The 26,016-nt window shown below is 35.9% G+C and carries 20 protein-coding genes and 2 pseudogenes; 11 read left to right on the top strand and 11 right to left on the bottom strand.

Annotated elements, in window-relative coordinates; genetic code table 11:
• Positions 1-465 carry a hypothetical protein gene (locus LEP1GSC059_RS10125; RefSeq protein WP_002180002.1) on the bottom strand — a complete coding sequence of 155 codons (465 nt, stop codon included), beginning with the start codon at positions 463-465 and terminating at the stop codon, positions 1-3.
• A gap of 148 nt (positions 466-613) precedes the next feature.
• Between LEP1GSC059_RS10125 and LEP1GSC059_RS10120 the strand changes: the two genes are divergently transcribed.
• The 7 genes and pseudogenes from LEP1GSC059_RS10120 to LEP1GSC059_RS10085 all read left to right on the top strand — a co-directional run bounded on the left by LEP1GSC059_RS10120 (position 614) and on the right by LEP1GSC059_RS10085 (position 9,851).
• Entirely contained in the window at positions 614-2,506 is a 1,893-nt protein-coding gene (locus tag LEP1GSC059_RS10120) for a polysaccharide biosynthesis protein (protein ID WP_002179684.1), read from the top strand.
• On the top strand, positions 2,499-2,969 hold the full coding sequence (locus LEP1GSC059_RS10115) for a hypothetical protein (protein ID WP_017213374.1): 471 nt from the start codon (positions 2,499-2,501) through the stop codon (positions 2,967-2,969). The genes LEP1GSC059_RS10120 and LEP1GSC059_RS10115 overlap by 8 nt, the downstream gene beginning before the upstream one ends.
• Complete coding sequence (locus LEP1GSC059_RS10110) at positions 2,966-4,576, top strand: hypothetical protein (RefSeq protein ID WP_002179964.1); 1,611 nt, start codon at positions 2,966-2,968, stop codon at positions 4,574-4,576. The genes LEP1GSC059_RS10115 and LEP1GSC059_RS10110 overlap by 4 nt, the downstream gene beginning before the upstream one ends.
• A gap of 405 nt (positions 4,577-4,981) precedes the next feature.
• The gene (htpX, locus tag LEP1GSC059_RS10100; RefSeq protein ID WP_004444052.1) at positions 4,982-5,869 is read left to right on the top strand and encodes a protease HtpX; all 888 of its coding nucleotides are present in this window, start codon (positions 4,982-4,984) and stop codon (positions 5,867-5,869) included.
• A gap of 288 nt (positions 5,870-6,157) precedes the next feature.
• Positions 6,158-6,691: an adenine phosphoribosyltransferase gene (locus tag LEP1GSC059_RS10095; RefSeq protein WP_017213376.1), complete on the top strand. Its 534-nt coding sequence runs from the start codon at positions 6,158-6,160 to the stop codon at positions 6,689-6,691.
• 37 nt (positions 6,692-6,728) lie between these two features.
• Positions 6,729-8,244, top strand: a pseudogene (locus LEP1GSC059_RS10090) (S1C family serine protease).
• A gap of 14 nt (positions 8,245-8,258) precedes the next feature.
• Complete coding sequence (locus LEP1GSC059_RS10085; RefSeq protein WP_020980691.1) at positions 8,259-9,851, top strand: PDZ domain-containing protein; 1,593 nt, start codon at positions 8,259-8,261, stop codon at positions 9,849-9,851.
• 599 nt (positions 9,852-10,450) lie between these two features.
• Here LEP1GSC059_RS10085 and LEP1GSC059_RS10080 read toward each other — a convergent pair.
• Genes LEP1GSC059_RS10080 through LEP1GSC059_RS10070 form a run of 3 tightly spaced genes read right to left on the bottom strand, consistent with a single transcriptional unit; the run spans position 10,451 to position 13,646 of the window.
• Positions 10,451-11,683, bottom strand: coding sequence for an AZOBR_p60025 family cell surface glycopolymer formation protein (locus LEP1GSC059_RS10080; RefSeq protein WP_020980716.1), 1,233 nt, complete (start codon positions 11,681-11,683; stop codon positions 10,451-10,453).
• Entirely contained in the window at positions 11,680-13,257 is a 1,578-nt protein-coding gene (locus tag LEP1GSC059_RS10075; protein WP_017213378.1) for a hypothetical protein, read from the bottom strand. Before LEP1GSC059_RS10075 ends, LEP1GSC059_RS10080 begins: the two co-directional genes overlap by 4 nt.
• On the bottom strand, positions 13,254-13,646 hold the full coding sequence (locus LEP1GSC059_RS10070; protein ID WP_002179801.1) for a Fur family transcriptional regulator: 393 nt from the start codon (positions 13,644-13,646) through the stop codon (positions 13,254-13,256). The genes LEP1GSC059_RS10075 and LEP1GSC059_RS10070 overlap by 4 nt, the downstream gene beginning before the upstream one ends.
• 1,361 nt (positions 13,647-15,007) lie before the next feature.
• Here LEP1GSC059_RS10070 and LEP1GSC059_RS10065 point away from each other — a divergent pair.
• Positions 15,008-15,685, top strand: coding sequence for a biliverdin-producing heme oxygenase (locus LEP1GSC059_RS10065; RefSeq protein WP_004429493.1), 678 nt, complete (start codon positions 15,008-15,010; stop codon positions 15,683-15,685).
• Positions 15,660-16,877: an MFS transporter gene (locus tag LEP1GSC059_RS10060; RefSeq protein ID WP_017213379.1), complete on the top strand. Its 1,218-nt coding sequence runs from the start codon at positions 15,660-15,662 to the stop codon at positions 16,875-16,877. Before LEP1GSC059_RS10065 ends, LEP1GSC059_RS10060 begins: the two co-directional genes overlap by 26 nt.
• 384 nt (positions 16,878-17,261) lie before the next feature.
• Here the strand turns inward: LEP1GSC059_RS10060 and LEP1GSC059_RS10055 are convergent, their stop codons facing one another.
• The 4 genes from LEP1GSC059_RS10055 to LEP1GSC059_RS10040 all read right to left on the bottom strand — a co-directional run bounded on the left by LEP1GSC059_RS10055 (position 17,262) and on the right by LEP1GSC059_RS10040 (position 21,714).
• Entirely contained in the window at positions 17,262-17,792 is a 531-nt protein-coding gene (locus LEP1GSC059_RS10055; protein ID WP_036057431.1) for a DUF1564 domain-containing protein, read from the bottom strand.
• A 493-nt stretch (positions 17,793-18,285) separates the two neighbouring features.
• Positions 18,286-20,439 carry a TonB-dependent receptor plug domain-containing protein gene (locus tag LEP1GSC059_RS10050; protein WP_020980664.1) on the bottom strand — a complete coding sequence of 718 codons (2,154 nt, stop codon included), beginning with the start codon at positions 20,437-20,439 and terminating at the stop codon, positions 18,286-18,288.
• A complete protein-coding gene (locus tag LEP1GSC059_RS10045; protein ID WP_017213382.1) occupies positions 20,418-21,119 on the bottom strand; it encodes an HmuY family protein in 702 nt (233 codons plus the stop codon). Before LEP1GSC059_RS10045 ends, LEP1GSC059_RS10050 begins: the two co-directional genes overlap by 22 nt.
• A 16-nt stretch (positions 21,120-21,135) precedes the next feature.
• Positions 21,136-21,714: an LIC20153 family lipoprotein gene (locus LEP1GSC059_RS10040; RefSeq protein ID WP_002179683.1), complete on the bottom strand. Its 579-nt coding sequence runs from the start codon at positions 21,712-21,714 to the stop codon at positions 21,136-21,138.
• Between the two features lie 364 nt (positions 21,715-22,078).
• Here LEP1GSC059_RS10040 and LEP1GSC059_RS10035 point away from each other — a divergent pair, with 364 nt between their 5' ends.
• A complete protein-coding gene (locus tag LEP1GSC059_RS10035) occupies positions 22,079-22,804 on the top strand; it encodes a leucine-rich repeat domain-containing protein (RefSeq protein ID WP_017213383.1) in 726 nt (241 codons plus the stop codon).
• A gap of 12 nt (positions 22,805-22,816) precedes the next feature.
• Here the strand turns inward: LEP1GSC059_RS10035 and LEP1GSC059_RS10030 are convergent, their stop codons facing one another.
• The 3 genes from LEP1GSC059_RS10030 to LEP1GSC059_RS10020 form a co-directional block, all read right to left on the bottom strand.
• The gene (locus tag LEP1GSC059_RS10030; RefSeq protein ID WP_020980683.1) at positions 22,817-23,569 is read right to left on the bottom strand and encodes a hypothetical protein; all 753 of its coding nucleotides are present in this window, start codon (positions 23,567-23,569) and stop codon (positions 22,817-22,819) included.
• 440 nt (positions 23,570-24,009) lie between these two features.
• Positions 24,010-24,315 carry a YbaB/EbfC family nucleoid-associated protein gene (locus LEP1GSC059_RS10025; RefSeq protein WP_002180083.1) on the bottom strand — a complete coding sequence of 102 codons (306 nt, stop codon included), beginning with the start codon at positions 24,313-24,315 and terminating at the stop codon, positions 24,010-24,012.
• Between the two features lie 103 nt (positions 24,316-24,418).
• On the bottom strand, positions 24,419-25,765 hold the full coding sequence (locus LEP1GSC059_RS10020; protein WP_020980709.1) for a hypothetical protein: 1,347 nt from the start codon (positions 25,763-25,765) through the stop codon (positions 24,419-24,421).
• On the opposite strand from LEP1GSC059_RS10020, the pseudogene LEP1GSC059_RS23650 reads away from it, so the two are divergent.
• Positions 25,736-26,010: pseudogene (locus tag LEP1GSC059_RS23650) on the top strand (hypothetical protein). The gene LEP1GSC059_RS10020 and the pseudogene LEP1GSC059_RS23650 overlap by 30 nt on opposite strands.
• Positions 26,011-26,016 lie beyond the last annotated feature (6 nt).

Below are 26,016 nucleotides of genomic sequence, written 5' to 3'. Positions count from 1 at the left end.
TTATAATAATCTTTCAAAGGCGGAGGTGCGCCAATCCTTTGTCACGAAAAACTTGGAATGGCAAACAGGACAACCGTAGTTCCCAGAAATTCGAATTTTCAAAAGATGAAAACAAATAGGACAGTGAACGAGTATATTTTCAATAAACGAAGAAATCTCTTCTTTGGAATTAGCGGTCAGATGTAATTTTGCAGAATCCCTATCGGAAAAAACTGAAATTTTGTTTTCGCCTTTTACAGAAATTTCAATTCCAGTTGGTACGGAACAAATCGCGAATTTAGAATTTGGAAAACGTTCTGGAAGTTGACTGAGTATAGAAGTGCCTTCTAGGGTAGCAGACTCAAGTCCAGAAGCGTCTAAAAGAATTTTACGTGGCGCTTCAGAGAGTTCTTCCAATTTAGAAAGAATGATCTCTCCTAATTTAAAGTCCAGATCTCCTTGGAGGTTAATGATAATTTCTTTCAAGTTGTCCCGATATAAAACCTATTTATTCTACTATTGGAGTGAGGCAAGAAAAGAATTTCTGCAACACATTTTTCGATTCGTTTAAAAATAGGAATGAACTATTTCAAAAAGATTGGACTTTTAAGAACAAGCGGATTTTATTTCCTACATGTTCGCTCAATGGAATCGAAGAATGTGGATCTTCCCTTTAGATTTGGTCTTCATGGGGATTTCTTATTTTTTAGCACATTGGATTCGCTTTGAGTCGTTTATTTTTCTTGCTTCACCGGAAAGATTTTTCATTTCTTTAGCGATTGTTATTACGGTAAGAGCAATCGTTTTTATTTTATCTGACATCTACAGATCGATTTGGGTATACGCTTCCATTCACGATCTTGTGGAAATCATCAAAGTCACCCTTCTTTCTTCTCTTATTTCTACCACCGCGCTTTTGTTTTATAATCGATTTGAACAACTTTCCAGAATGGTTCCGGTTTTAGACACACTTCTTCTTTTAAGTTTTCTTTGTATCCGTAGTTTTTCTTGGAGAGTATTTAGAGATCAGTATATTCTTAAAAAATCCAAAGAAGAAGGACTTCCTACTTTGATCTTAGGCGCGGGAAAAGTGGGCGCTACTTTACTTTCTGAAATTAGAAGACACAACGAACTTAAACTCAATCCGATCGGATTTTTAGACGATAACATTCAAAAAATAGGAGCCCATATACAGGGAATTCCTATTTTAGCTAAGATCGATCAGGCGGAACAGATCATCAATCGTTTCGCAGTCAAACAGGTAATCATAGCGATGAGCAATCCGGACGGGAAACTCATCAGTCGGTTGATCCGTTCTTTTGAACATACGGACGTGAAATTTAAAATCCTTCCTTCTTTGGGTTCTTTATTTTTCGATTCTCCTAGATTGAATCAACTCAGAGAGGTTCAAGTGGAAGACCTGTTAGGTCGTCCTGTTGTGGACCTAGAAATAGAATCCATTCGTTCCTATTTAAAAGGAAAATCCATTTTAGTGACCGGAGCTGGAGGTTCAATCGGAAGTGAACTCTGTAGACAGGTTGCGGTTTTTGAACCTTCTAGAATTCTTCTTTTAGATTCCGCAGAAACTCCGTTATACGAAATCGAATATGAATTAGGAAAAAAATTACAAGGACAAAATATAGAACTCGTTCCGATCGTAGCGGATGTTAAAAACCTTTCTAGAATCAGTTCTATTTTTGAAAAACATTCTCCAGAAGTAGTCTTTCACTCCGCGGCTTACAAACACGTTCCTATGATGGAAGTAAATCCTACCGAAGCGGTGATGAATAACGTGCTTGGAACAAAGAACATCGCGGACATTTCTAGAATTTCGGGTGTGGAACGTTTTGTTCTCATTTCTACTGACAAGGCAGTCAATCCTGTAAATATTATGGGGGCTTCTAAACGAGCAGCCGAATTGTATTTACAACACATTTCCAGAGAAACAAGAACCAAGTTTATCACGGTACGATTTGGAAACGTTTTAGGTTCTAACGGTTCAGTAATTCCTAGATTTAGAGAACAGATCGCAAACGGAGGACCGGTTACGGTTACACATCCGGACGTAATTCGCTATTTTATGACGATACCGGAAGCGACTCAACTAGTGCTCCAAGCGGGAGGTATGGGAGAATGTGGGGAAATTTTCATCCTTGAAATGGGAGAGCCCGTAAAAATTCTAAACCTTGCGGAAGAGATGATCCGTCTTTGTGGTCTTAGACCTCATGTAGATATACCGATTCAGTTTACCGGGCTCAGACCGGGAGAAAAATTATTTGAAGAACTCTTATTGGATTTAGAAGGAATTAAAAAAACACATCATCCGAAAATCAAAATCGCTGCTCCTTTGGAAAATCAAGAAGCCACTACGTTTGTAGCAAGATTTAATGAACTTTTAACCTTGGCTAGAGCTAATAAGGATAGAGAGATTTTTTTGGCTTTTAAGGCTTTGGTTCCCGAATACAAAATCCACGGGGATTATTTGAACGAGACTACAAATACCGATCAAAACCTGCAAAATGGATAAACAAAATCTAAAAGAAGAAATTCTAAATCTCCGAAAATTCAAACGTTCTCTATTTGAACTTTACTGTGAAAAATTTGGAACTTTTTATTTACACGCTCTGCCTCATCCTCAATTGGTTATCGGTAAACGCGGATTAGTGGGAGATGAACGGGAAGTAGGAATCGTTCTAGTATTTGGACCTAAGGGTGGAGTAAAAAACTTGGACTCTAGAGAAGAATGGATCTACGCCGAGCTTCAATTTGGTTATACCTGGGAAGAGGTTTTTATTCCTTGGGATTGTATATTACGTTATTTTGATAAAACCCAGACGGCTTTGACGAATATGAGAGTTTTCACAAAAGAACAAGAAATTCTCAAAGAACTTTTGCCCGGTGGAAAAACAGTTTCAGAAAAGAAAAAAAATGAAGAGGGCGATTCGTCCAAAGTGATTCAAGTGAATTTTGGGAGTAAGTCAAAACAATGAACCAGAATCGATTCAAATGGTTTATGCCGGGGGATTTAGACGGATTTTTTGGGCTGATGATCGATAATTTAATTCAGATCTTAGTTCTTTCCTTTTTATTAACTACACTCTGTGGTGTTCCTGGAGATTTTATATATAAAGTAATTCTTCCCGGAACCGCAATTTCTCTTTTACTTGGAAATCTTTTTTATTCTTGGCAAGCGTATCGTCTTGGTAAAAAAGAAAATAGATCTGACGTCACCGCCCTACCCTACGGAATCAATACGGTTTCTTTATTTGCATTTGTATTCTTTATTATACTTCCCGTATATAAGAAAACCGGAGATTACAAAACCGCATGGCAGGTAGGACTTGTGGCAAGTTTTCTTTCAGGATTAATAGAGATGTTTGGTTCTTTTGTCGCTGAAAAAATTCGTAAGGTGACTCCAAGAGCGGCTCTGCTTTCTTCTCTATCTGGAATTGCGATCACTTTTATCTCGATGGATTTTTTGGTTCGTACGTTTCAAAATCCACTCATTGCTTTTCTTCCTTTTGGAGTAATTTTACTACAATATTTTGCAAGAGTTGTATTTCCGTTCCGTTTGCCTGGTGGGCTTGTATCCGTAGTTTTAGGAACCACTCTCGCTTGGTGTTCTGGAATGTGGGGAAATCCGATCATGGATGCGGCTTTGCTAAAGGGTTCTACCAGTCAGATTGGATTTTACTTACCTGTTTTATCGATCGGTGATTTATATTCTGCGCTGGGGCTTACAGACATTTGGGAATATCTCTCCGTAATCATTCCTATGGGAATTTTCAATGTGATCGGTTCTTTACAAAACATAGAATCCGCAGAAGCTTGTGGAGATTCTTTTAACACAAGAGATTCTCTTCTTGCAAACGGAGTAGGAACCATAGTTGGTTCTTTTTTTGGATCTCCTTTTCCAACTACAATCTACATAGGTCATCCTGGTTGGAAGGCCTTAGGTGCAAGAGCCGGTTATTCTACTCTCAACGGAATTTTTATGACGTTAGTCTCCTTGTTTGGGCTCCTCGCTTTCATACAAGCTCTAATTCCTGTAGAAGCAGGAATGGCAATCGTTCTTTGGATTGGAATTGTAATCGGATCCCAAGCATTTGAAGCAACCCCGAGCAGACATGCGCCCGCCGTAGTTATAGGAACCTTACCTGCACTTGCCGGTTGGGGAATGTTACTCATTCAGTCCACTTTTAACTACGCAGATAGATCGATTGTCGGGATTTTGGAAAATGCCGGAGTCAAAGAAACTTCGCATCTTTGGATGTCGGATGTACCTCTTTCTCTTCCATTTTTACCCTATCCTATGGGAGGACTTTTGAGTTTGTCACAAGGATTTTTGATCTCTTCTATGATCTGGGCTTCGATTGCGGTTTTTGTAATCGATCGGGATTTCAAAAAGGCTTTGATCACGTGTTGGATTGCGGCTGTTCTTGCAGGTGCTGGGTTCATCCACGGTTTTTCGCTCAGAGGAAATGATATCCTCAATCAATTTAGACCTAGTGTTAATTCTTTCGTAACTGCCTATGTTTTATTAGGAATTTTATTTTTACTGGCTTCTTTTTTTCGAAAGGAACCTAGAAAGGTTTGAATTGATTCAAACCAAAAATACGTTTTTTAGGTCTAAAATAGAAATTGGATCTTAAATGTGGATGGATCGATTCAAATTAAAAACAATACAATTGAATGGTGCAAAACGTTTCTGATCTTGTAATTTGTAATAGAAAATTTACCCAAGAGCGAAATTTGTTTGTGAACAAAAAAGTAAGAGTTCCCACAATTTCAAAACTAAAAAGATCCACAGTTTTTTCTGGATTGATGTTGGTTATAGAAAGTAATTTGCCGAGTTTAAGTTTTGTTTCTAAACTCAAACAAAGATTTCGGTTGTTAGATTGTATTGAAAAATTAAAACACAATGGCTCCATGAGTCGTATTGTGAGATCTAAAAGAAAAAGGACTTTAGATAGTATTTATAGAATTATAAGGAGAAACCTAAATGTGGTTTAAACGAATTGGATTGTTTTTACTGACTAACATACTCGTAGTCGTTACGATTTCAATCGTAACGAGTGTACTTGGTATTGGTCCGTATTTGGATGCAAATGGAATCAATCTGGGTTCTTTGCTAGTATTCTGTTTCCTTTGGGGAATGGGAGGCGCATTCGTATCATTGCTTCTGTCCAAATTTATGGCAAAGATGATGATGGGAGTGCAAATCATAGACCCAAGGTCTGCTTCCGGAGCGGAAAGAGAATTGTATTCCAGAGTTGAAAGGCTTGCGAGAACGGCCAATCTTCCGATGCCCGAAGTAGGAATTTATCATTCTCCAGAAGTAAACGCGTTTGCAACTGGGCCTTCTAAATCCAGTTCTTTAGTAGCAGTATCCAGCGGTCTACTTCAAACGATGGATAACTCGGAAGTGGAAGGAGTACTCGCCCATGAGTTAGCACACGTAGCTAACGGAGATATGGTAACTATGACTCTGGTCCAAGGAGTTGTTAACGCTTTTGTAATGTTCTTTTCAAGGATTATCAGCTACGCGTTAAGTACAATGGTCAAAGACGAACTTCAATATACAGTTCGTTTGATTGCAAATATTGTATTGAGTATTCTATTCAGTATTTTAGGATCAATTGTGGTAGCATACTTTTCTAGAACTAGGGAATATCGCGCAGACGCAGGTGGAGCAAAACTTGCCGGACGTCAGAATATGATTGCCGCATTAGAAAAACTAAAACGCACATTCGATGCTCCAGAAGACGAAAGAGGAAAAGAAGCTCTTGCTACAATGAAAATATCCGGACATAACAAGTGGATGGCAATCTTCTCTACACATCCTCCTTTAGAAGCAAGAATTGCGGCTCTGAAAAACTCTGGATATTGAATACGTTTGTTGTAAAATCTTAAGGGAACCTCTATCAGTAAGTATTCAAAAGTAGAGATGTCGTCAAATGCCTGTTTTACGTTGAGATTCTTCGCCAAACGTAATTGGATTTGATAGAAGTTTTCCAAATTAAAAGTACTAAAAGATTTTGTAAGTAAGTCGAAAGACATAAAACGGGCCCGGTCCTACCGGGCTTTTTTGTATTTAAGACAAAAAAGAATTGTTTGAAATGTCTTGGATTTTTTGAATAGAACCCGTAAATTAAAAATTACGAGACGTAAAATTTAAATGTCTATCATTAAATCCAAAATTAGAACCATACCCGACTATCCAAAACCTGGAATCTTGTTTCGTGATATAACCTCTCTTTTACTCGATCCGGAAGGACTTGCACTTACCATTGGTACTTTTGTAAACCGTTACCAAGGAAAAGGAATCACAAAAGTAGCAGGAATCGAAGCCAAAGGTTTTCTCACAGGTGCTCCGTTAGCCTTTCAACTTGGAGTTGGTTTTATTCCCATACGTAAAAAAGGAAAATTACCTTCTGAAACCGTGTCGGAAGAATACGATTTAGAATACGGAAAAGACATGATCGAAATACATAAGGACTCGATCCAACCGGGAGATAAAATTCTTGTGATGGACGATCTGATTGCAACAGGTGGAACCATGATCGCCGCGGTGAAACTTCTCAAAAAATTAGGAGCAGAAATCTACGAAGCTGGAGTAATTATAGATCTTCCAGATTTAGGAGGAAGTAAAAAACTTCAAGAAGAACTCAAAGTTCCGGTTTTTTCGATTTGTGAGTTTGAAGGTCATTAGAAAATTATAAAATTCGAATATTTTTAAGGAGATTTCATTGACGGCAATATTATCACTTTCTTTTAGAATCTGGAATAAAATCCTTTTTAAAAATGTGGGTCATTTTTTTTCACTTGGATTGATACTTTTTATACAGTCAGGGATTTATGCCGTCGAAAATCCTTTACCCTTTGACGAACTTAGAAAAGGAGTCGTACAAATTCGGGTTTATTCTCAAGCGGTCAATCCGTTTTCTCCTTGGACGACTGATACAGTTCGGGCGGGCTCTGGAACTGGTTTTTTAATCGGAAATAAAAGGATTTTAACCAACGCACATGTAGTTTCCAATGCAAAGTTCGTTCAAGTTCAAAGATACAATCAAACCGAATGGTATGGAGTCAAAATTTTACATCTCGCTCACGATTGTGACTTAGCAGTTTTAGAAGCGGAAAATCCAGACTTCTATAAAGATTCCAGAGATCTACAACTCGGAGAAATTCCGGAGCTCAATTCTCCTTTGATTGTAGTAGGTTATCCGATCGGAGGTAATAAAGTTTCAGTTACTCGTGGAATCGTATCTAGAAAAGATCAATCGGTTTATTCTCATTCTGCGGTAGACAGTCATTTGGTTTTGCAAGTAGACGCTGCAATCAATCCCGGAAATTCGGGAGGACCCGCCATTCAAGACGACAAAGTAGTAGGAGTTGCGTTTCAAGTAGCGACCAAAGGAGAAAATATAGGTTATCTCATTCCTACAAACGTTATACGCCATTTCCTCACGGATATTGAAGACGAAAAATACGATGGATACGTGGAATTAGGAGTGAGAACTCTAAATTCGTTTAACGTTTTTCTTAGAAAAGCAAAAGGGATTCCGGATTATTTGGAAGGTGTTTTTGTTTCTAGAGTTTTGAAAAATGGTTCCGCTGAAAACCATTTAAAAGAAGGAGATTTTCTAGTAGAAATTGACGGACAGCCGATTGGAAAAAACGGAACCGTTATGCAAGACAAGGACGCAAGAGTAGACTTTGTAGAAATTGTAGATAACAAACACGCGGGAGATAAGATTTCTTTTAAGTTGTATCGGGAAGGGAAAGAAATGTCTGTGTCTTTTCCGGCTCGTCGTATGTCCGATTTCGATTTTATGAGAAATCAATACGATCGATCGTATGATTTTGAAATGATCGGTGGACTACTATTTCAAGAGATGTCTCGAGATTTAATTACTAGTTGGGGACGAAGCGGAAACACTTCTGGAGGGAGTCAGTTATTATATAGATTTTTTTACTTTATAGAGGATGGGCTCAATCGAACTAAAAAGACAGACGTAGTTTTATATAGAAAACTTTCTCATCCGGTAAATTCTTCCTCGGATTATTTCGTAAATATGATTTTAGAATCCGTGAATGGAATACCCGTTGGAGAGTTGAAAGATCTGAAAAAAAATTCTAAAAGAATCCAAGGATAAATATCTACGTTTGAAATTTTTAGATATTCAGGTCCCTTTGATTTTAAATCGTCAAGAAGCAGAAAAAGCGGACGAAAAGATCCGTAAAGTTTACGGCCTGGAATAGTTAAGGAAATTATAATGTTACGAATCTGGACCATAATAATATTAGTTTGTTTTTCCTTCGGAGTTTCGGGAGAAATTCCTTCCAAAAGAGAATCCAATCTTATTCTTATTAAAAAAAATTCTTTTAAAACAAAGAAAGTTGATCTCAATAAGAAAGAGGGGCTCATATCATCCAAAGAGAATACGGCTTCGTCTAATAATAGAACTCAGGAAACATATCATAAAAGTATCGTTCAAATCAAAGTTACATATCAAGAACCAGAATATCATCAACCTTGGAAGAAAAAAAATCCCAGGGTTCGTAGAGGTGTAGGTATTGTTACAGAGGAAAACCAAATCCTGATTCCCTACTCTCTTTTACCGAATGCAACTCTAATCGAAGTAAAAAAATATTCTTCCTATTCCGAAATAAAGGCGAACGTGTTTCGTATGGACCCGGAGTCTAATTTAGCTCTTCTTCTTGTAGAAAAAAAAGATTTCTTCCAAGATTTAGTTCCTCTTAAATTTTCTCCCATTGTAGTATTTCCAAAACAAACAAACGTTTATCAACTCGATAATTCGGGTTCGATTCAAACTACAAGTGTTTCACTTTTGAGTATGGACATGGATCAGATGCCTCTGGGTCAGGTCGAACTTCCGGTTGTAGACGTAAGTTCCAGTGAAGGTTTGAACGGTTTTGGAGAGGTGATTATCGAAAACGGAAAAGTCTCCGGTATTTTATACGAATTTACTTCCGGTAAAAATTCAGGCAGAATGATACCTTCTTTTATCATTCAAAAATTCTTAAGTAGTTCCGGTTCTGACATTTTCGGTTATAAAGGATTTCGTTTTCGTCCAATTACGGACAGTTCCGTAAAAAAATATTATGGAATGGAAAAATCCGATTCTGGAATTCTAATTGCAGATTTGATTCCAGGATCATCTGCAAGCGGTGTACTCAAATTAGAAGATATTATTTTAGAATTCGGTGGTAAGAACGTAGATTCTAAAGGATACATAGAACATCCTTTATACGGGAAACAAGTTCTTTCCTTTCTGGCGCATGCAGGGGATTCGTTCGGATATTCCTTAGGTAAAGAAATTCCTATTCTAGTATTACGAGATAAGAAAAAGATCCGTTTAAATATGAAATTAAAACCATTTCCTTATTCTGCTGTTCGAATTCCATTTAAAAATATTCCCGCTTCCAACGATTTTGCCGTAGAAGGTGGTTTTGTTTTTTTAGAACTTTCCGAAGCACTTTTAGAAGAATGGGGAAAGGATTGGAGATCTAGAGTAGATCGAAAACTTCTTTATCTCTACGACTATTACAAGTTTCACGAAAAGGAAGGTGACGTCGGAAAGATCGTTCTTCTATCTCAGGTTCTTCCAGACGAATCCAACAACGGTTTCCACGATCTAAATTTTAAAATCGTGGAAAAGATAGACGGTCAAAACGTAAAATCCGTTCAAGATTTAAGACAAAGTATAAAACGCGGTAAATTGGAATACGCTTTGATCTCTTTAGATGATGGAACTGAAATTGCTTTGAATCGAAAAAAACTTCCGGAAATCAACGAAAGAATTTATAAAAGTTACAAAATTCGTTTTTCGGAAAACGAAGATTGATTTTAGAAAAATATAAAATTCAATTAACGTGAACTTCACCAAATTTTTCCGCAAAGTTATGAGAACTATCACAAATCTATTTTCGATAATAGAGTTGTTGAAAGATGAATCTCCATCAGTTTCCGTTTCATGAAAACGATTGATTGAAGCGGTTTTGTTGATCTTTTTCAACAGCTCTAATATGAAATATCTAACGTGAGCAGGGCGATATTTTAGATACAGACTTAGAATGTAGGAACTCAAACTTTTACTACTGATTTTTATAGAATTAGTACCTGATAAAGTGTCGGTTAACGCGTTTTCGGTATCATCTAATGCGAAAGCGATTGAGGCGGGATCAACAAATTGAATTCAGGAAAAGATTTTGTCCCTCAATTTGTTGATCGGAGCTGAAAGCGCGGTCCGGCAACGCCGGATTCGCCCCGGTTTTCTTTCTCTGAATTTCACACTATTGAAGTGTAAAAGATTGGGTACTTTATTATATAACTCTGAAGTAATAAACATATAACCGAACTTTCGCGTTAACTTGAAATGAAAGACGAGAACTTCAACTTTATTTTATTGATTAAATTTGTTTAGAAACTTCTGATGAAATACTATTATTTCCAAATTTCGTAAGGAAGAATAGAAGAAACAAACGCAAGTTTAAACAAAAAGATCAAAAGGATACTTGCCGTAACAACCCAATAGTAAAGGTCTGTAATAGTATCGTCTTCTAATTTCCAAAAAATTAAAAATGCGATCGAAACCGTAAACATTCTAGAAACATTTTCATAGGAAGACCAATATAATACATAACCAGCGGAAAAAACGGAAAAGATTACCAGAAAAAAAGAAAGTCTTCCCGCAATTCCTTTTTTCCAGTTTCCACTGCAAAGTACGAACAAACCCGCAAGGAACAAAAGAAAAAGAGGAAGTCTAGAAAATTTTTTAGCAAAAAGGACAAGACCCGTTTTTAAATTAGGAACTTGCAAAAAAGATAATATAGAAGGTTCGTTAATTTCCTTCCAGTAACCTATAAAACCGTCTAACGGGGTAAAAAAATCAGCAAATCGGATTGGTGACCAATTCGGAAATTGAATTCTTAAAAAAACCGCCCAAAGAAACGGTAATAACAAAGTAGAAACGATTAGACTAGAATCCTTCCATTTTTTTTCTAAAAGAGATTGAACGCCCAAAGGAAAGAGTAAAAAAAACGCCTGTTCTTTTGTTAAAATCGAAAGCCCACCGAGTAAAGAAAACCAAATCCATTTTTCCTTTTTGTAAAACCAAAATGTAATTACTAAAAGTCCGGTTAACACTGCGTCACTGACTAAAAGTGCATAACTTCCTAAAAGAAAAGGGGAAAATAAATAAAAACTAGAATAGATACGATATTTTGCCCCGCATAGATCTCTGATTAAGAACCAGGAAAATAAGATCAGAAATAAATTTAAGAAATACATCCCGAATACAGTTCCCCAAGTTCCGGACCAACCGAAAACAGAAACCAAAAGAGGATAACCGATTCTAGGAGCCCGGATATTTTCTTCAAATCCTTTGGGCCAATTTAAATGGAATCCGCTTAACATTCTAGAATAGTAATAGAAGATCTGTCCGTCGTAACCGGCTCCTAAATCACCTGGTCGGCCTAAAAAAATAACCGCACCTTTTGGAGTTTCTTCCGTATTTTGAACTACGAATTGTTTTCCAAAATTAATTTGCGAACTTGGATTCCAATCGTATTTTTTCCAAATCAACAAGGAACAAAGAACGTATAACGTAAAAAATAAAGGAAGAATCCAAAAAGGGTTTTCAAAAAAAGTGCGAATTTTTGAAAAAAACAGAATCATTTTCTCTGCTCCGAAACGTTTAAAAAATCCAGAATGACATTTGTATATAAAGAAGAACTACGTTTTGCAGCGTTAAATGTTAGGTGATGCGGATCTAAAAACGATTTTTTATCCGGAATTGAATCTTTGAGGTCATAAAAACCGTAGGTATCATTTTTATAAGAATTTAAAAATTCAAGATAACCGCGATACCAATTTCCATTTTTATAATATTTACTTTCAATCGGATTTTCAGGGGAATTGACGATAATCCATTTTTGACCATTTGCTTGAAATTTAGCGATTGTCTTTTCCAAAAATTGAATTTCAGACCAAGTAAAATAAGTTGAGTTTCCTAAAATTTCTTTGTTTCTTTGAATTCTTTTTAAACGATTGAGAGCACCCTCGTTTTCCGGATTGAAATAAAGACGTTTTTCATAATCTTTTAAATAATCTTCATCGGACATGGTTTCAATTCGATCATCGTCTAAACCGTGAATTCTATCGTAAGAAATATTGGTTTTAATTTCCTTTCTACAAAAATTCTGAGGGAGACGAATTCCGTAGTTAGCAGGAATTCCGAAAATTCTAGCGTCCACTTCATCAGAACTTGTAGTAGGAGAAACAGTAAATTTTAAGGTCACTAATTTAGGATTTTCTACGGATGAATTCTTTTTGAAATCGATAAAAAGCGGTTTCCATCCGGGTTTAGAAAAAGTTTGATCATAAAAAATCGGTTCTCTGTTTAAATGTTTTTCACTTGGATTTATTTCTTCGATTTGAACCCGAATCCCCGGCTTCTGAGTAAAAATATCTTCCGACAATTTTCCATCTTTGAGTTCGCACTCGATTGTAAATTGTGGAGGAGTCCATCCTCGGAGAAAAATCCCTTCTTTAGGTATAGAACCTGTGTAGTAATGATAAGAACGCATGGTTCTTGTATGATGTTCTATGTATTCCGTCCAAGGATCGTATAAGAAACTTCTAAAGCGATTCAACAATATGAATGTTTTTGTCAATTGAGCAAAAAATTCCACCTTTGTATAATTTCTCCAATGATCCGCAAGAAATTCACCAGGGAAAATGAAACGGTTCTGATGACGAACTTTGTAGTCTTTCATTCTTGTTTGTTCGTCAAAACGAACTTCAGAAGATTCTAATTTTTGAATATAATCTAATTGTAAATCTGCTGGGTTGAGTATGTAGACTACCAGTTCTGGTTTTTTAGATAAAATATCGTCCGAATAGTAATAAAGATCTGTAGGAGACAGAGCCGGATGAGAATAAAATTCCGTTCTGAATTTTTTTCTATCTTTTATGTTAGAGTTTCGTATTTCTTCGGTTATCTGTTTTGGATACGCGGAATAAAGTGCTACACTACTTCCCGTTATGAGAATTCCCCTTTCGTCTTTTTCAAAATGAATGTTTTTTCGTTTATGAAGAAAGTTGTACCAAGGAGACGTGTCCCATTCGAGTTCATTCGGAAATTCAAAAAGTGCGATCGGAAATAGAACTCTGTCTAAAAATAAAAATCCAAGTAAAAGGAGTAAAAAAATCCAGATTATTTTAATTTTGATTCGGTTTTCAGAATTCATCGTGCCTTGGAATTACAATCGGAACAGGTTCCATAGAGAATGATCTCATGGGTGTCCACAGTAAAACCTTTCGGACTTTTGTCCAGAGGAATCGGGCAGATTTCAATGTCATATACACGGTCGCATTGTTTACAGTGAAAATGATGGTGATGATGATTACTCGCCTCGAAACGGGAAGATTCTCCTGGAAGATGAATCTCATGGATGGTCCCAGTTTCCATCAGATGATTGACTGCCCTGTAAACCGTTGCGATTCCTAGATTGTCTAGATTCTTTCGAGAAAGTTCGTAAATTTCTTTGATGGAAAGTGGACCTTTTGCCATTTCCAAAACTTTCAAAATTTCTCCTTTCTGTTTTGTATTCCTAAGAACTGTCTTTTTACTTTCCACGTTATACGGCCGATTGTTATAAATTTTCGGATCTTTTTGTTTTTCTTGTCAATCCATTAACATTTCCTTGTAGGGAACTCTTTATTTTACAAATACGAACCTTTCTAACTTACTACTTAGACAATGAAAATAGTACCAAAAATTAACAGGTAATTTTTTAAAGATAAGAAGTCTTCGCGAAATTATGCCAAACCTAGAATTGTTGGTTTTTTGAAAGGATCCCACATTTTAAGTTTTGAAACAAACGCAGCATGGTATTCTTTTCATGCGTCCAAATAGTAAAATGTGTCATGGTGTAACTTGTTTTTATCGATTGTTACGTTCTTAAATTATGAGATATTCTATCGTGTATTTTTATTTTAACGTGAGTTCGACGTAAGAAAATATGGAAAGAATCCGGCTGCCAGCTCTAGTCAATAAATTGTATACAGGAACGTTATACTACTTATCGTCATAGATTTCAATATAGAACGCGATCCATAGAGAGCGTTCTGCTGAGTTTAACGCGATCTGTCGAGCACCTGCGGAGCGGATGCATTGAGTTTCCAGAAGCGAGCGCTGAGTTTGAGAGAGCGTTCTGCTGAAGTTCTCTCGCATCGATCCCTTTCGCGTTATTTTAAGTCTGTCTCAAGATCTCGGATTGTAGGAACCTCCTACGTTTTATAATAGAGTTGTTGAAAAATTTCATAGTTAAAATTAACAAAACTGCTTCAATTGACCGTTACATGAAAAAAAACTAAGTGGCGATTCATTTTTCAACAACTCTAATGAACTTACTAAAACAATTATAACTGATTTCTTTTGAATTTTGGGATAAACTCTTGAAGAAAGAAGACGATTTTTTAAGTACAACTACAACGTATAATCTTTGTAGAACTATTTTGCCGGAAGAAAATGAGTTTCTACTGAAAAATCTGTACTGCAAACGATAAAGATTCCAGTAAAAAAGGTGTAAAGTCGCTTAAACGATTGCTATTTGATCTCCATAAAATTGTGTACTTTTAATTTTATCGCAAAACACTGTTTCAGTGCAAAATATTAGGTACTTTATATACCTCTGAAAAATATAAAATTAATTTATCATAAAATATGTAAGAATTCTATTATATAGTTTTGAGTAATATTCTATGAATCTCTAATATTTTCCTAACGAAAAAAACTCTCATAAAAAGAAAGTATGAGTTTCTACATCTATAATTTGTTGAGTAAACTCATATATCATTAAAATTGAATATAGGGCCACTGATCCTAATTTGTAAGAGTTCCCACATTTTTAGAAAATCTGTATATTTATCCAAAAATAAGTTTGATTCTCAGTATCAATTTGTGAGAATTGTCACAGTATTGTCAGGAGAGCCAAAATGAGTTTAGCAACTATTTTACGAGAAGGAACATCTCAAGAGCACAAAGCCGCAGAGAGTTCTGCTTTCATTCGTTGTTTTATGAAAGGAATATTAGAAAAGGGAACCTATGCAAGACATTTAGAAGCGTTTTATTATGTCTATGAATCTATGGAAGAAGAGTTGGAACGTAATAAGAACAATCTGATTTTAAAGTCTATTTATTTTCCAGAACTCTACCGTAAAAACGCACTTTTAGAAGACCTTCAATTTTTTTATGGAACTTGGAAATCGAATGATCATCAGCCGAGTGCGGCAACTCAAGACTATGTGAAAAGAATTCGCAAAATTTCAGAAACTCAACCGGAACTTTTAGCGGCTCATTCTTACGTTCGTTATTTGGGGGATCTTTCCGGCGGGCAAATTTTGAAAAAAGTAGCAGCCAGAGCTTTAAATCTTCCAGAAGGAAAAGGAATTTCTTTTTACGAATTCCCTGCCATTCAAGACATCAATGGATTCAAACAAAATTACCGTGCCGCGTTAGATTCTCTGCCAGTAAATGATTCCGAAAAACAATCTATTCTCACTGAATCAAAACAGGTATTTCTTTTAAATCAGGGAATTTTTTCCGAATTGGAACAAGACTTAGTCTCCGCAATCGGTAAGGAAACGTATGACTCCGTTCTTGGAAAAGGTTGATTCTAAAAAGTCCGCATACTTTTTACCGGTGGCGATTTTTTTGGCAATGCTTCCGGTAACGATGATCGTTCCAGTATTTAAGGAAATTGTAAAGGATAGATTCCAATCCGGTAACGGAGAAGTCGCTTGGTTTTTGAGTATAGCAATGCTCGGTTCCTTTGTTTTTTCTCCTGTGGCTGGTTTTCTTTCGGATTCTTTTGGGACTCGCAAAAAAATTATCATACTTTTTTGCGGGTTAGATGCTTTACTTTTAAATCTTCTTCCTTACGCAGATACTCTTTCCATTCTTTTATTCCTCCGCTTTTTGGAAGGAGGAGCGCACGTATTCGTGATCGGATTACTTCTTGCATCCGTTGCTGATTTTGAACACGGAGATTTTAAACGTAAATTTGGAAACGGAACCTTGATAGGTTTATCTGGAATGCTTCTTTCTTTAGGAGGCGCTGTAGGTCTTTCGTTTGGTTTTTTAGGAAAATTGAATCCAATTTTACCGTTTCAATTTGGTTCGGTAATTTTATTGTTTCTTGGATGGATTGTATATCAATTTGTTCCCGAAGAAAAGTCTATAGTTTCCAAAAGACATTCTTGGAAAGAATCTTTGATTTTATTTTTAACACACCCTCTTCTTTTGTTTCCTCTTGCATTTCAATTTTTAGATCGTTTTACTTCCGGATACTTTATGAGTTCACTCAATCTACGTCTTCGGGAAGAATTTTCACTCAACCCCTCCGAAACCGGAAAGATGTTATCTTTAGTTTTTTTACCCATGGCCTTATTATCTTATCCTGCAATTCGTCTTTCTAAAAAAACTGGAAAGTATTTTCCAGTTGCAATCGGATCCTTGATCTACGGTATTTCTTTAACACTTTCCGGTATATTTCAGTCTATTGTTTGGATTGGAATTTCACTTTTCTTTTGTGGATTAGGAGCAGGTTTGATGTTTGCTACTTCTCTACGGCTCGCATCTTCTCTTTGCCCTCGGGAGAATAACGGGATCGTAATGGCAAGTTTAACCGGATTTGGTTCTCTCGGATTTTTTTTAGGCCCGGTTTCTTCGGTGGGATTGGATCGGTTTTCAACTGCTTGGCCCCCTTTTATAGGATCTTCTCCTACCGCACTCTTATTCGGAATAGCACAAATTTTGATTGTTCTGGCAAGCATTCCGTTTTACAAAATTCTTAATCAAAAATAACTTTAGAATATTTTAAAATTCTTGTGTATCTGAATTTGTTTTTTCTTGTTTTCAAGAAATTTGAGTTTTGCATAAAAACTGAATTTTTTGGTATATTTTTAAACCTTAGTTAACGCAAGTTCGGCGTAAGAAAATCTGGGCAAATCCGACTTGCCACTGGCAGCCGGACCGAACTCTGGTTAATAAATTACATATAGAAAACTTTATATAATAATCTTTTTTAGTTTCAATATAGAACACGATCCATAGAGAGCGTTCTGCTGAGTTTTATCGCATCGATCCCTTTCGTGTTATGCCGTATTCACGTTAGTTACAAAAAACTAAATGTTACTCTGGATAAATCGCAACATAATGTTTCAATTCTAATCGCTTTTCATTAGTTACTCACGAAGTCACAGAATATGGGTATTTATCTGTCATTGGGTTTGGTTCAAATTGTAATTCTCTTGAAATGAGATTTTGTCTCCTGTTGATTTTCCAAGTCATTTTGTAAGTCCAGTGAAAGTTAGGAACTCCCCGGTTTAAACTTTTAACAAAAAAATCCTCTTTTCCACCAAGGTCCTCCAACCAAAGCATGTAATTAAAAAGATAACACCTCGAAACCCCATGAGCTGCAGCTAACACGCCTAAAGTCGCCCAAACACCAGTATGAACCCGAATGCTAAATTTTTTCATTTTACCAACGTCCCGATTGTATTTGATTTTACCCGCCCGGTTATGGAGGCGCTTCATAGAAGCGATCTGCTTAGAATATTTTCTCAATAGAAAAGGAAGTTTACCCCGAAGCGCTTTTCTTTCTTGAAAATTCAAACGATTCCAATAAACATCTGGAACCAAAAGAGAATCTGTACCAACAGAATCTTCTACCAAAGCAGACTCAATTTTTTGACTGTCGTCCAATAAAAGAATGTCCATACCAAAAACGGTTCTTAGAACTTTCCAAGCGGAACGATTTATAGAAAAAATTTTTGAATCAAACATAGTTTTTAATTTAAAGCTTGTCCCAAAACCTAAAAATGTGGGAACTACTACGAAAATTTAACGAGGTTAGAACTGCTCGAAAGTTGACAAATACGATCTAATTTGTAGGAATTACTGCATCTTATTAAAAATCTCTAAAACTATGACATAAAATTCTTTGAGGTTTTGGGACAAGCTCTTAGCATATTCTAAATTCCAAGTGCACTCTTAACAAAACGTAGTATTTCCCACAAATTAAGTCACATTACAAATTCTTAAATAGTCGTCCCTGAAAAAGTGAAACGAATTAAACTGAAATTATCTCCTCCAAAAGAAATATGATAGTTTTTGTATTCAATTTCTTACAAAGGATTTAGAAGTTTGGTACAGTACATTCAAATATTTTACTTTTTTAATTTACTGAATGAATCAAATTTTAAAAAAGAAATTAAAATTGGGCAGAAAACCCACCGTAATAAAATCTAGGCCGAGTGGGATTGTAAGCCAATTCGTATTGATTGAGTAAATTATCTACTCCCAAAAAAAGAGCGAAGTGCTTGTTAAAAAATTTTTGTTCTATTCTTACGTTTAAAATCGTAAACGGTTTTCCGTAAATCACGGGAGGATTTTCATTCAATTTCACTTCGCTGGGAATATAATCCTGTCCTGCCGCTGAAAGATTGTTAGTCGAACTATAAAAGGGTCTTTTGTCTAGATGTTTCCCTCTGAGGTTAAATTGAAACCCTCCGGGAGAATTGTAGATGAAATTTGCAGACGCCTGATGAAGCGCTCTTCCTTCCAAAGGTCTATCCGAACTTAGATCTCTAGTATCTGTATGATTATATCCCAATTCAAGAGTAAAGTATTTTAAAAATCTATATTGAACTCCAAATTCCCCGCCTCTTGTATAAGCCTTTGCGATGTTCCGCAATTGAAATTCCGCAAACTCTCTTCCCTTGTTCGAATCGAATTTATACTGAATCAGATTGATAATATCGTTTCGATATACACTTAAAGAAAAAGTCAAAAAATTAAAAGGACTGTATTCTAAATCTGAGTTAATCGTAATCGACCGTTCTGGTTTTAAATTTGGATTTCCTTCTACAACATAACCTACGGCTGGATTTTCAAAACGAAGATACAATTCTTGAAAACTAGGAGGACGAAAACCTCTTCCATAACTCGCCCTCCAAACTAAATTCTGAAAAATATCATAACGGGCTGCAAGTTTAGGAGTTGTTTGATTTCCAAATTGAGAATCATCGTCGTATCTTACTCCTGGTACTACTCGAATCCGAGGAGAACGAGAAACGGTCCACTCGTCTTGAAAAAATACCGCTCTTCTAGTTCTATATACATACCTACTTTGTAATCGATCTGATTCTAATTCGTTTGCAAAGTTCTCGGCTCCCATTGTGATAAAATGTCTTTCGGAAGCTTCCATGTCTAATTGAGCAGTTCCTTGAGAAGTCAATTCAGAGTTCAATTGTTTTACATCTAATTCATCCGAACCTCTTTGATTGTTATAGTATTTGTTTTCCCATTTAGAAATATTTCCTCGAAAGGAAACCAAATTTCTTTTTCCAAATCCGTATTCTAAAGAACCAGTAGCTAAAAAGTCGTGAGTTTTATTATTACGATCAAAAACCGCTTTGGATTGGGTCACATCCACTCCGTTTTGATCTCTGTGTTGGTAAAGAATTCTAGTTTTACCTTTGAATTTTCCATCCGGATTAAAGGTAAGATTAATTCCTGCGTTTAAATCTTGATACGCGTTCCCAGTAGTCGCCTGAGAATTTGGAACCAATCTATAACCGGGATTTTTATTGTAACCCGCGGAAACCGCACCACTTACATGCTCATTTCTAAAACCCATGTTAGCAGTAGTATTGAATTCTCCTTCGGTATTGAAATTTTTACTGCTTCCATTACCGTAAGTGGTTCTCATTTCGTAGCTTAGTTTTTTATCCGCTTCTCTCGTAATTAAATTAATTACTCCGCCAATTGCGTCTGCTCCGTATAACGCCGATGAGGCGCCCTTTACAATTTCGATTCTTTCAATGTTTTGAACTTTGAATCTACTAAGGTCCACAGCGTTATTTAAACGTCCGGAAATTCTTTCACCGTCGATGAGAATCAAAACATACTGAGAATCTAAACCGAGCATTCGAACTCTAGAACCCCCAAAAAAAGGTACCACATCAATTCCCAATTGGGTTTCTAAAACTTCTGCCGCATTTCTAGCCCCACTTGCTTCTATCTTTTTACGGGAGATGACTTCGGTAGCAACTGTAGAATCTTTGAGCCTACGTTCTCCCCTAGAACCTGTAACTACGATTTGGGATACATCTGGAATGATTTGCCCGTTTTGGCCATTTCCGTTGTCTTTTTTAGGGCCAGTAGTAATCGTATTATCTTTCGTAGTGATTGTGTTTGGCGATTCTTTTGGGGCGACTTTATTTTCAGTCTTTGGATTTTCATCTTGAGCTTGAATAGAAACATAAAAAAGAAACAAGAATAAAATTTGAATCCAATTGGACGAAAAAAAACGACTTAATCGGAAATACATATTCAATTTATTTAATACTGGATTTGTTTCCATCGAATGGTCGGATGGGCCGAAGTGCCTTCGGGATTATAATAACCTGTAATCTGAAACAAATAGTATTCATTTCCTGTGTTCGAACGGATTACAAAAACCTTATAATTAGGTTGCAAAAAAGCGAGACTGTAATTAAACCACTTGTTGAGTACGTCGTTACCCACATAGTTTGTCTGAACTCCCCCACTTGCAAGTTCAGATACGTTCGTATCGGAAGAAAAAGAAACGTTCGTACAACCTAAAGCGGTAGAAGTAGAAGAAGCCGCAGCCTCAAATTCAGTAACCGCAGGATTAGTCATACAAGCCCCGCCTTGTCCTTCTGAATGTGTGAGCCCACTATTGGTTTGAAGTTTAAATCTTTGAAAACCTACGTCCCACCCACCAGACGTGTCCGAAACAAAAGCTTGGGACTTGTCGGCAAAATTATATTTGATCCAAACGTCATACGAAACGGATCGAATTCTTGTAGTAAAAGAACCATCTCCATTGGGTTCCGTAGAAATAATTTTGGACCGAGTAGATTCTTCGATTTGTTTTTGTAGATCGAGAAGCGCTTGTTTAAACGCGACCTCGTTTTGATCGACGGCGGGATGTTGTCTCGCACAATGAAAAAGAAAGAAAATCCCGAACCAAAAACAAGTATATTTCAAAAACTGTTTGAGGATCGGGAATCGGTTCATCTTATAGATAGAAATTTTATTGTAGTTGGAACGTGGTTGTAGGAGGTTCTGCGGTTCTACTTGCAAGATAAAAAACGAAGTAATAATCTCCACCTTTTGTAGCGTTTAAAGTATAAGTGTAAGGACCGTCTCCGGCTGCAGAACCGTACTGACCTTCGCTATTTGTTGTGTAAGTAGATCTTGTAGTATCTAGGTTAGAATCGGCAAGTGGGCAAGAAGAAGCATTATAAATCAGAGGTGCGTTTTCATTATTTGAAGTTCCTTCATCAAAATCAGCAACGTTTCGTCCGGTAAAAACAACTTTAGTTCCGTTAACCGCGCCTGTCACTTTTACGGCTGCAATAGAATGATTTACAAACGGAACCTTACCGTAAACAAGAGTTTGAACGGCGGTAGTTGCAGTCATCGCAGGCAAAGAAGCAACTTTCCCCTTTACAGTCGCTGAACAGTTATAACTGGATGAACCAGAAGCTAAACCGACCAAAATCAATAACGGATCTATATCGTCTTTTTTGTCATCTTTACAATTTAAGAATACACTAAAAATCAGACTGAAAATAACTGCTGTATTTATATATTTTTGAACTTTTCTCATATTGAACTCCTTTGCTAATTTTGGATCATCTTGAAAACGTGAAGATGAGAGTCAAACTCAAAATCAGGATAAAGTAAAACAAATTTAGATTTTTAACGTAATTTTGTCCTAAAGAAAATGAGAAATCATTCTCTAAAAATGCTAGCCGTATTTTCAAAATTTATTTATAAAATTTAAGTTTGTGGTAGTTCCTACATTTTGATGTAAAAGCTAAAAGATCCTGAATAAGTCCCACTTTCTCAAAATCAAAGTATCCCATTCTAAAAAAGCGGGAGTTCCTAGAATCTTACGAACTTGACGGTAAAGTTTTAAAGTTGGATTTTATCCACTGGCATTTTACTTTTAATTGATTAAAAATAACCTAATGACCCGAATCCGTTTTTTTATTTTATTCAAGATCTTAATTTTTTGCTTTTGGATCTTTTCCTGTTCTTTATTCAAAAAAGAATTTATCCCAGGTGGGATCCCAGTATTTTCCAAAGAAGGTAAAATCCTCAGATATTATCCGTATCAAATCCGTTGGATAGGATTTGATGAAAGTGAATTTCCAGATACAACTAGATTAGTAGATTTTAGAAATTTAGTTTCGTTGGAAATTTTACATCCTGAATTTCAGAATTTAGAAGAACTCAGTTCTTTAAAAACGATTGGTTTTTTAAACTTAAATGGAACCAAAGTAAAAGAACTTTCTCCTTTGTCCAAACTGCCCACCTTACACAGTTTATATCTAGGAGAAACTTCTGTAGACGAAAAAGATCTAAAACAATATTCCGAAATTGGAAAATTGACTAAATTAGGTTTGTATAAAACGAAAATCAGAGATCTATCTTTTATCGGCTCAGAATGTAAATTACAACAACTAGATATTAGAAACACTGAAATTTCATCCTTAGAACCAATCTCAAATTGTAAAAATTTATTAGAACTTAGAATCGGACATACCAAAATTAAAGAAATACATCCAGTATACGAAATGAATTATCTACGTTATTTAGAATGGTCGGAATTAAATTTATCCAAGGAAGAACTAGACCAAATCCGAAAACGACTCCCCTATTTAAAACTGATCCCAATACATCCAGGATTATAATATTTTAATTCTTTAATATATAAAAGATCCAAAATTGGTATGATTATCATACAAAAGAATATCTCCTTTTTCGATAGGGATTTTTTCCGCCAAAACTTGTCCAGTGGTTTCGACGGTTTCTAAGGCCCGGACTGAATATTTTTGCCCGTTTTCTTTTTCTAATACAACGGTTGCGTTTTTTCTCACTCTGGAAAGCCTAAGCCCCCAAACCTCTAAGACTTTACCCTTACTTTCCAAAACGAGCGCGCTGATTTTACTTGGATCGGAAGATGCAGATTTTCTATAAATGCCGATCGAATTTCCAGGTATAAAATCCGGTTCGATAGAAATGAAATTAGGCCGATTGGATTCGATTTGAAAAGAAAGATGATCACAATCGTAAACTCTTACTAAAGCCCATCGGTTTCCGGATTCTTTGTTTGTAAAAACTCTACAAGATTCAGGAATTAACTCGGCTCCTCGGGCCGTAACTTTTACAATTCCTTCAATTCTAGTTTCTTCTCGGTTTTTACTGAGCGTCACACTCAATTGTGTAAAAACAAACTTATTCTGCTTTCGGGTCATGTCCAAAAACAACTGTCTTACAAAATAACCTTCTTCTAATTTTTGAATATTAGAGTAATATTCTCCAGATAACAAAGGCAAGGTGATCTTGAGCGGAAGTAAGTTTTCCGTTTTTAAATGGTTCAACGAACAAAATTCAATTAAAGAAACATAAATTATCAAAGATAACAAATCATACTGTTTCTTTTTTAAACTAAACATTAAGAACTTGTCCCAAAACATCAAATAATTTTATGTGATCATTCTTTAGAAATTTTTAATAAAATGCAGTAGTTCCAATTAAGTCAACTTTCGAGCAATTCTGATCTCGTTAAATTCTTGTAGTAGTTTCCCACATTTTATGGAACTAAAGCGTTTCGCTTCCTAAACTCTATAGGTCGGCTCGAAGTAACTAAAGCAAAACACTTTCCAAACTCAGCGTCTCACTCTCCATGAATTGTTCGACAGGTCGCGTTTTAGGATTTGGGACAAGTTTTAAATTTCCGAGTTAAATTACAAATTCTCAATCAATTTTTATAAAACTGAATTTTTCTGTACAAATTACGGAAACTATCACAAACATGTTGAATTACATTCTAAATTACTCATATAGATTTGCGCAAACCCAAGCGACAGTCTTCTGAACGTGCCTTTGCTTGCGTTTACTCCATTCCCATAATTCCACGAAACTCCGCCATTCTTTCTTCTGCGGCATCTTGTGCCAGCTCCAAAGAACGAGACACCGCCTGTTTGATACTTTTCTGTAAAAGTTTTTTATCGTTTTTTGCGAGAAGTTCGTCTTCGATAAATATGTCTTTGATATTGAGTTTACCATCAGAAATACAAGTTACTAGATCGTTTTTAGATTTCGCTTCAAAAGAAAGTGCCATAAGATCCTTTTCCACTTTTTTCATTCTCACGCGCATCTGATTCATTTGTTTGATGGATTCTAACTTGTTACCGAACATTTTATATTCCCTCTCAAAAAACTTTTATCTATGATTTTTTATAAACTCAAACGATCGATCGAAAAATCTTTTTCGATTCAATTTCAAAAATGTTAAAAACGAATTAGAAGGAAAGTTCCATTCCCAGAGAAGTAAAATATTCCGTGTAATATTGAGAGAAAGCAGGAAGTCTATACGGTCCAACGTCTGTGTAAATTACACCCTTGGAAAGATTGTTTCTGAAATTCATAAAAAAAATCGCATTCTGAAAACTTGTTTTTCCTCGGAAGCTCGCCGAAAAAGAACGGAGTGGTTCGTCAACCTGAGTATTGATCCCGGAATTTTTTTGAGAGAGTAAATTGTAGTAATTATTTCCAAAGAATAAAGAGTATCTTCCTGCCGGATCTAAAAGCATTGTAAATCCGAGAGTAGTTGCGTCAGATTCTGGAGTGATATAAAGTCCGTTATTTCTAGTATTTGGATCTGCAGAATAACTATATCTTACATTCAAAATGATTTTGGAAAAATCAATAAACATAGAAAAGCGGGCTGCTTCCGGATTATAAAGTCCTTTGTCTTTTTCCTTGTTCAAAACAGAAGTTTGAAATGAAAGACGTCTAACGGGTTGGATGTTTGCCTGCCATTCAATTACCCTGCCCCCTGTATTTCCCATCGCTTGATTTCTAAGAACCGGATTGTTTCCAATATTCGGATCTACGTTTGTAAACGGAGAATTGGCAGAATAAGAAAGTCTATTTGTGGTTAAACTTGAATTTCCGAAAGAACTTCCAGAAACAATTTTAGTACTGACATATTCGTTTGGCTGAAAAGAAAATCCAGCCATCGAATAACCCTGATCCCTTTGATCCGCGGTATAAGGTAGAGAATTTCCGGTTTTCAAAATTGCGTTTACTCCCGGTAAAACTGCATAACTCAATTCAAAGGAGTCTAACTTAGCTTGATTGATTCCTGTTGTGGCTCCGAAAGGGTCCGCTTTCCTTCCTTTGAAAGAAGGAGACAATTCTGAAAAAGGTACGGTAGGAAGAATAGAAGTCATCATTTGAAATTTATCTTGTTTTACTCCTAAAAAGCGCGCACCTGACCAACCTAAATTTGAATCGTTAAGTAAAATATCTGGTTGTTTCCAATTTAAATTGTGGGAAAAACTTCTCCAAACGTTACCCATTCCTGTAAAATTGAAGCCTTTGTTTTCTGTAAGTTCTAAATCTTTTTCTATTTTATGAACTTCTTTAGAACCTAAAATTTGAAATGTCTGAATTTCTTTTGGTTCTTTTTTTCCTTTGAAAGTAGGACTGAATTCGTTTTTTTCTTTTAAAGGGGAAAATTCTATTTCTTGAAAGTTCTCTGGGGTTTTGACTTGAGTGATAGATAAAAGAACACCTAACCCAACCGCAGAAAGGCTACTGATAAACAAAGAGGATTGAATATTGATGACCCCGATGATTTTCATGTTCTTAATTTATTATCGGTAATCAGAATCGAAGGACTAGTCTCAAATATAGATCCCGTTCTATGAATAATCCCGAAAAGTCATTTGGATTAAAAAAATTCTCCTCTCAAAATTTACTCAAATTGGACTGTATAAAAATAAATCATAATATTTCAAAAATAAGTCTTTCTTTTCTACAGTTTGGAATTTTTTCCATGATTAGGAAAGAAATTTTTTCAAGATTTTGTCTCATTATTACGACGTAGATTACG

Origin of the sequence: Leptospira noguchii serovar Panama str. CZ214 (assembly GCF_000306255.2) — a bacterium.
Classification (GTDB): domain Bacteria; phylum Spirochaetota; class Leptospiria; order Leptospirales; family Leptospiraceae; genus Leptospira; species Leptospira noguchii.
Note: the sequence above shows the minus strand (reverse complement) of the source record. Positions and strands in the feature narration are given on the sequence as shown.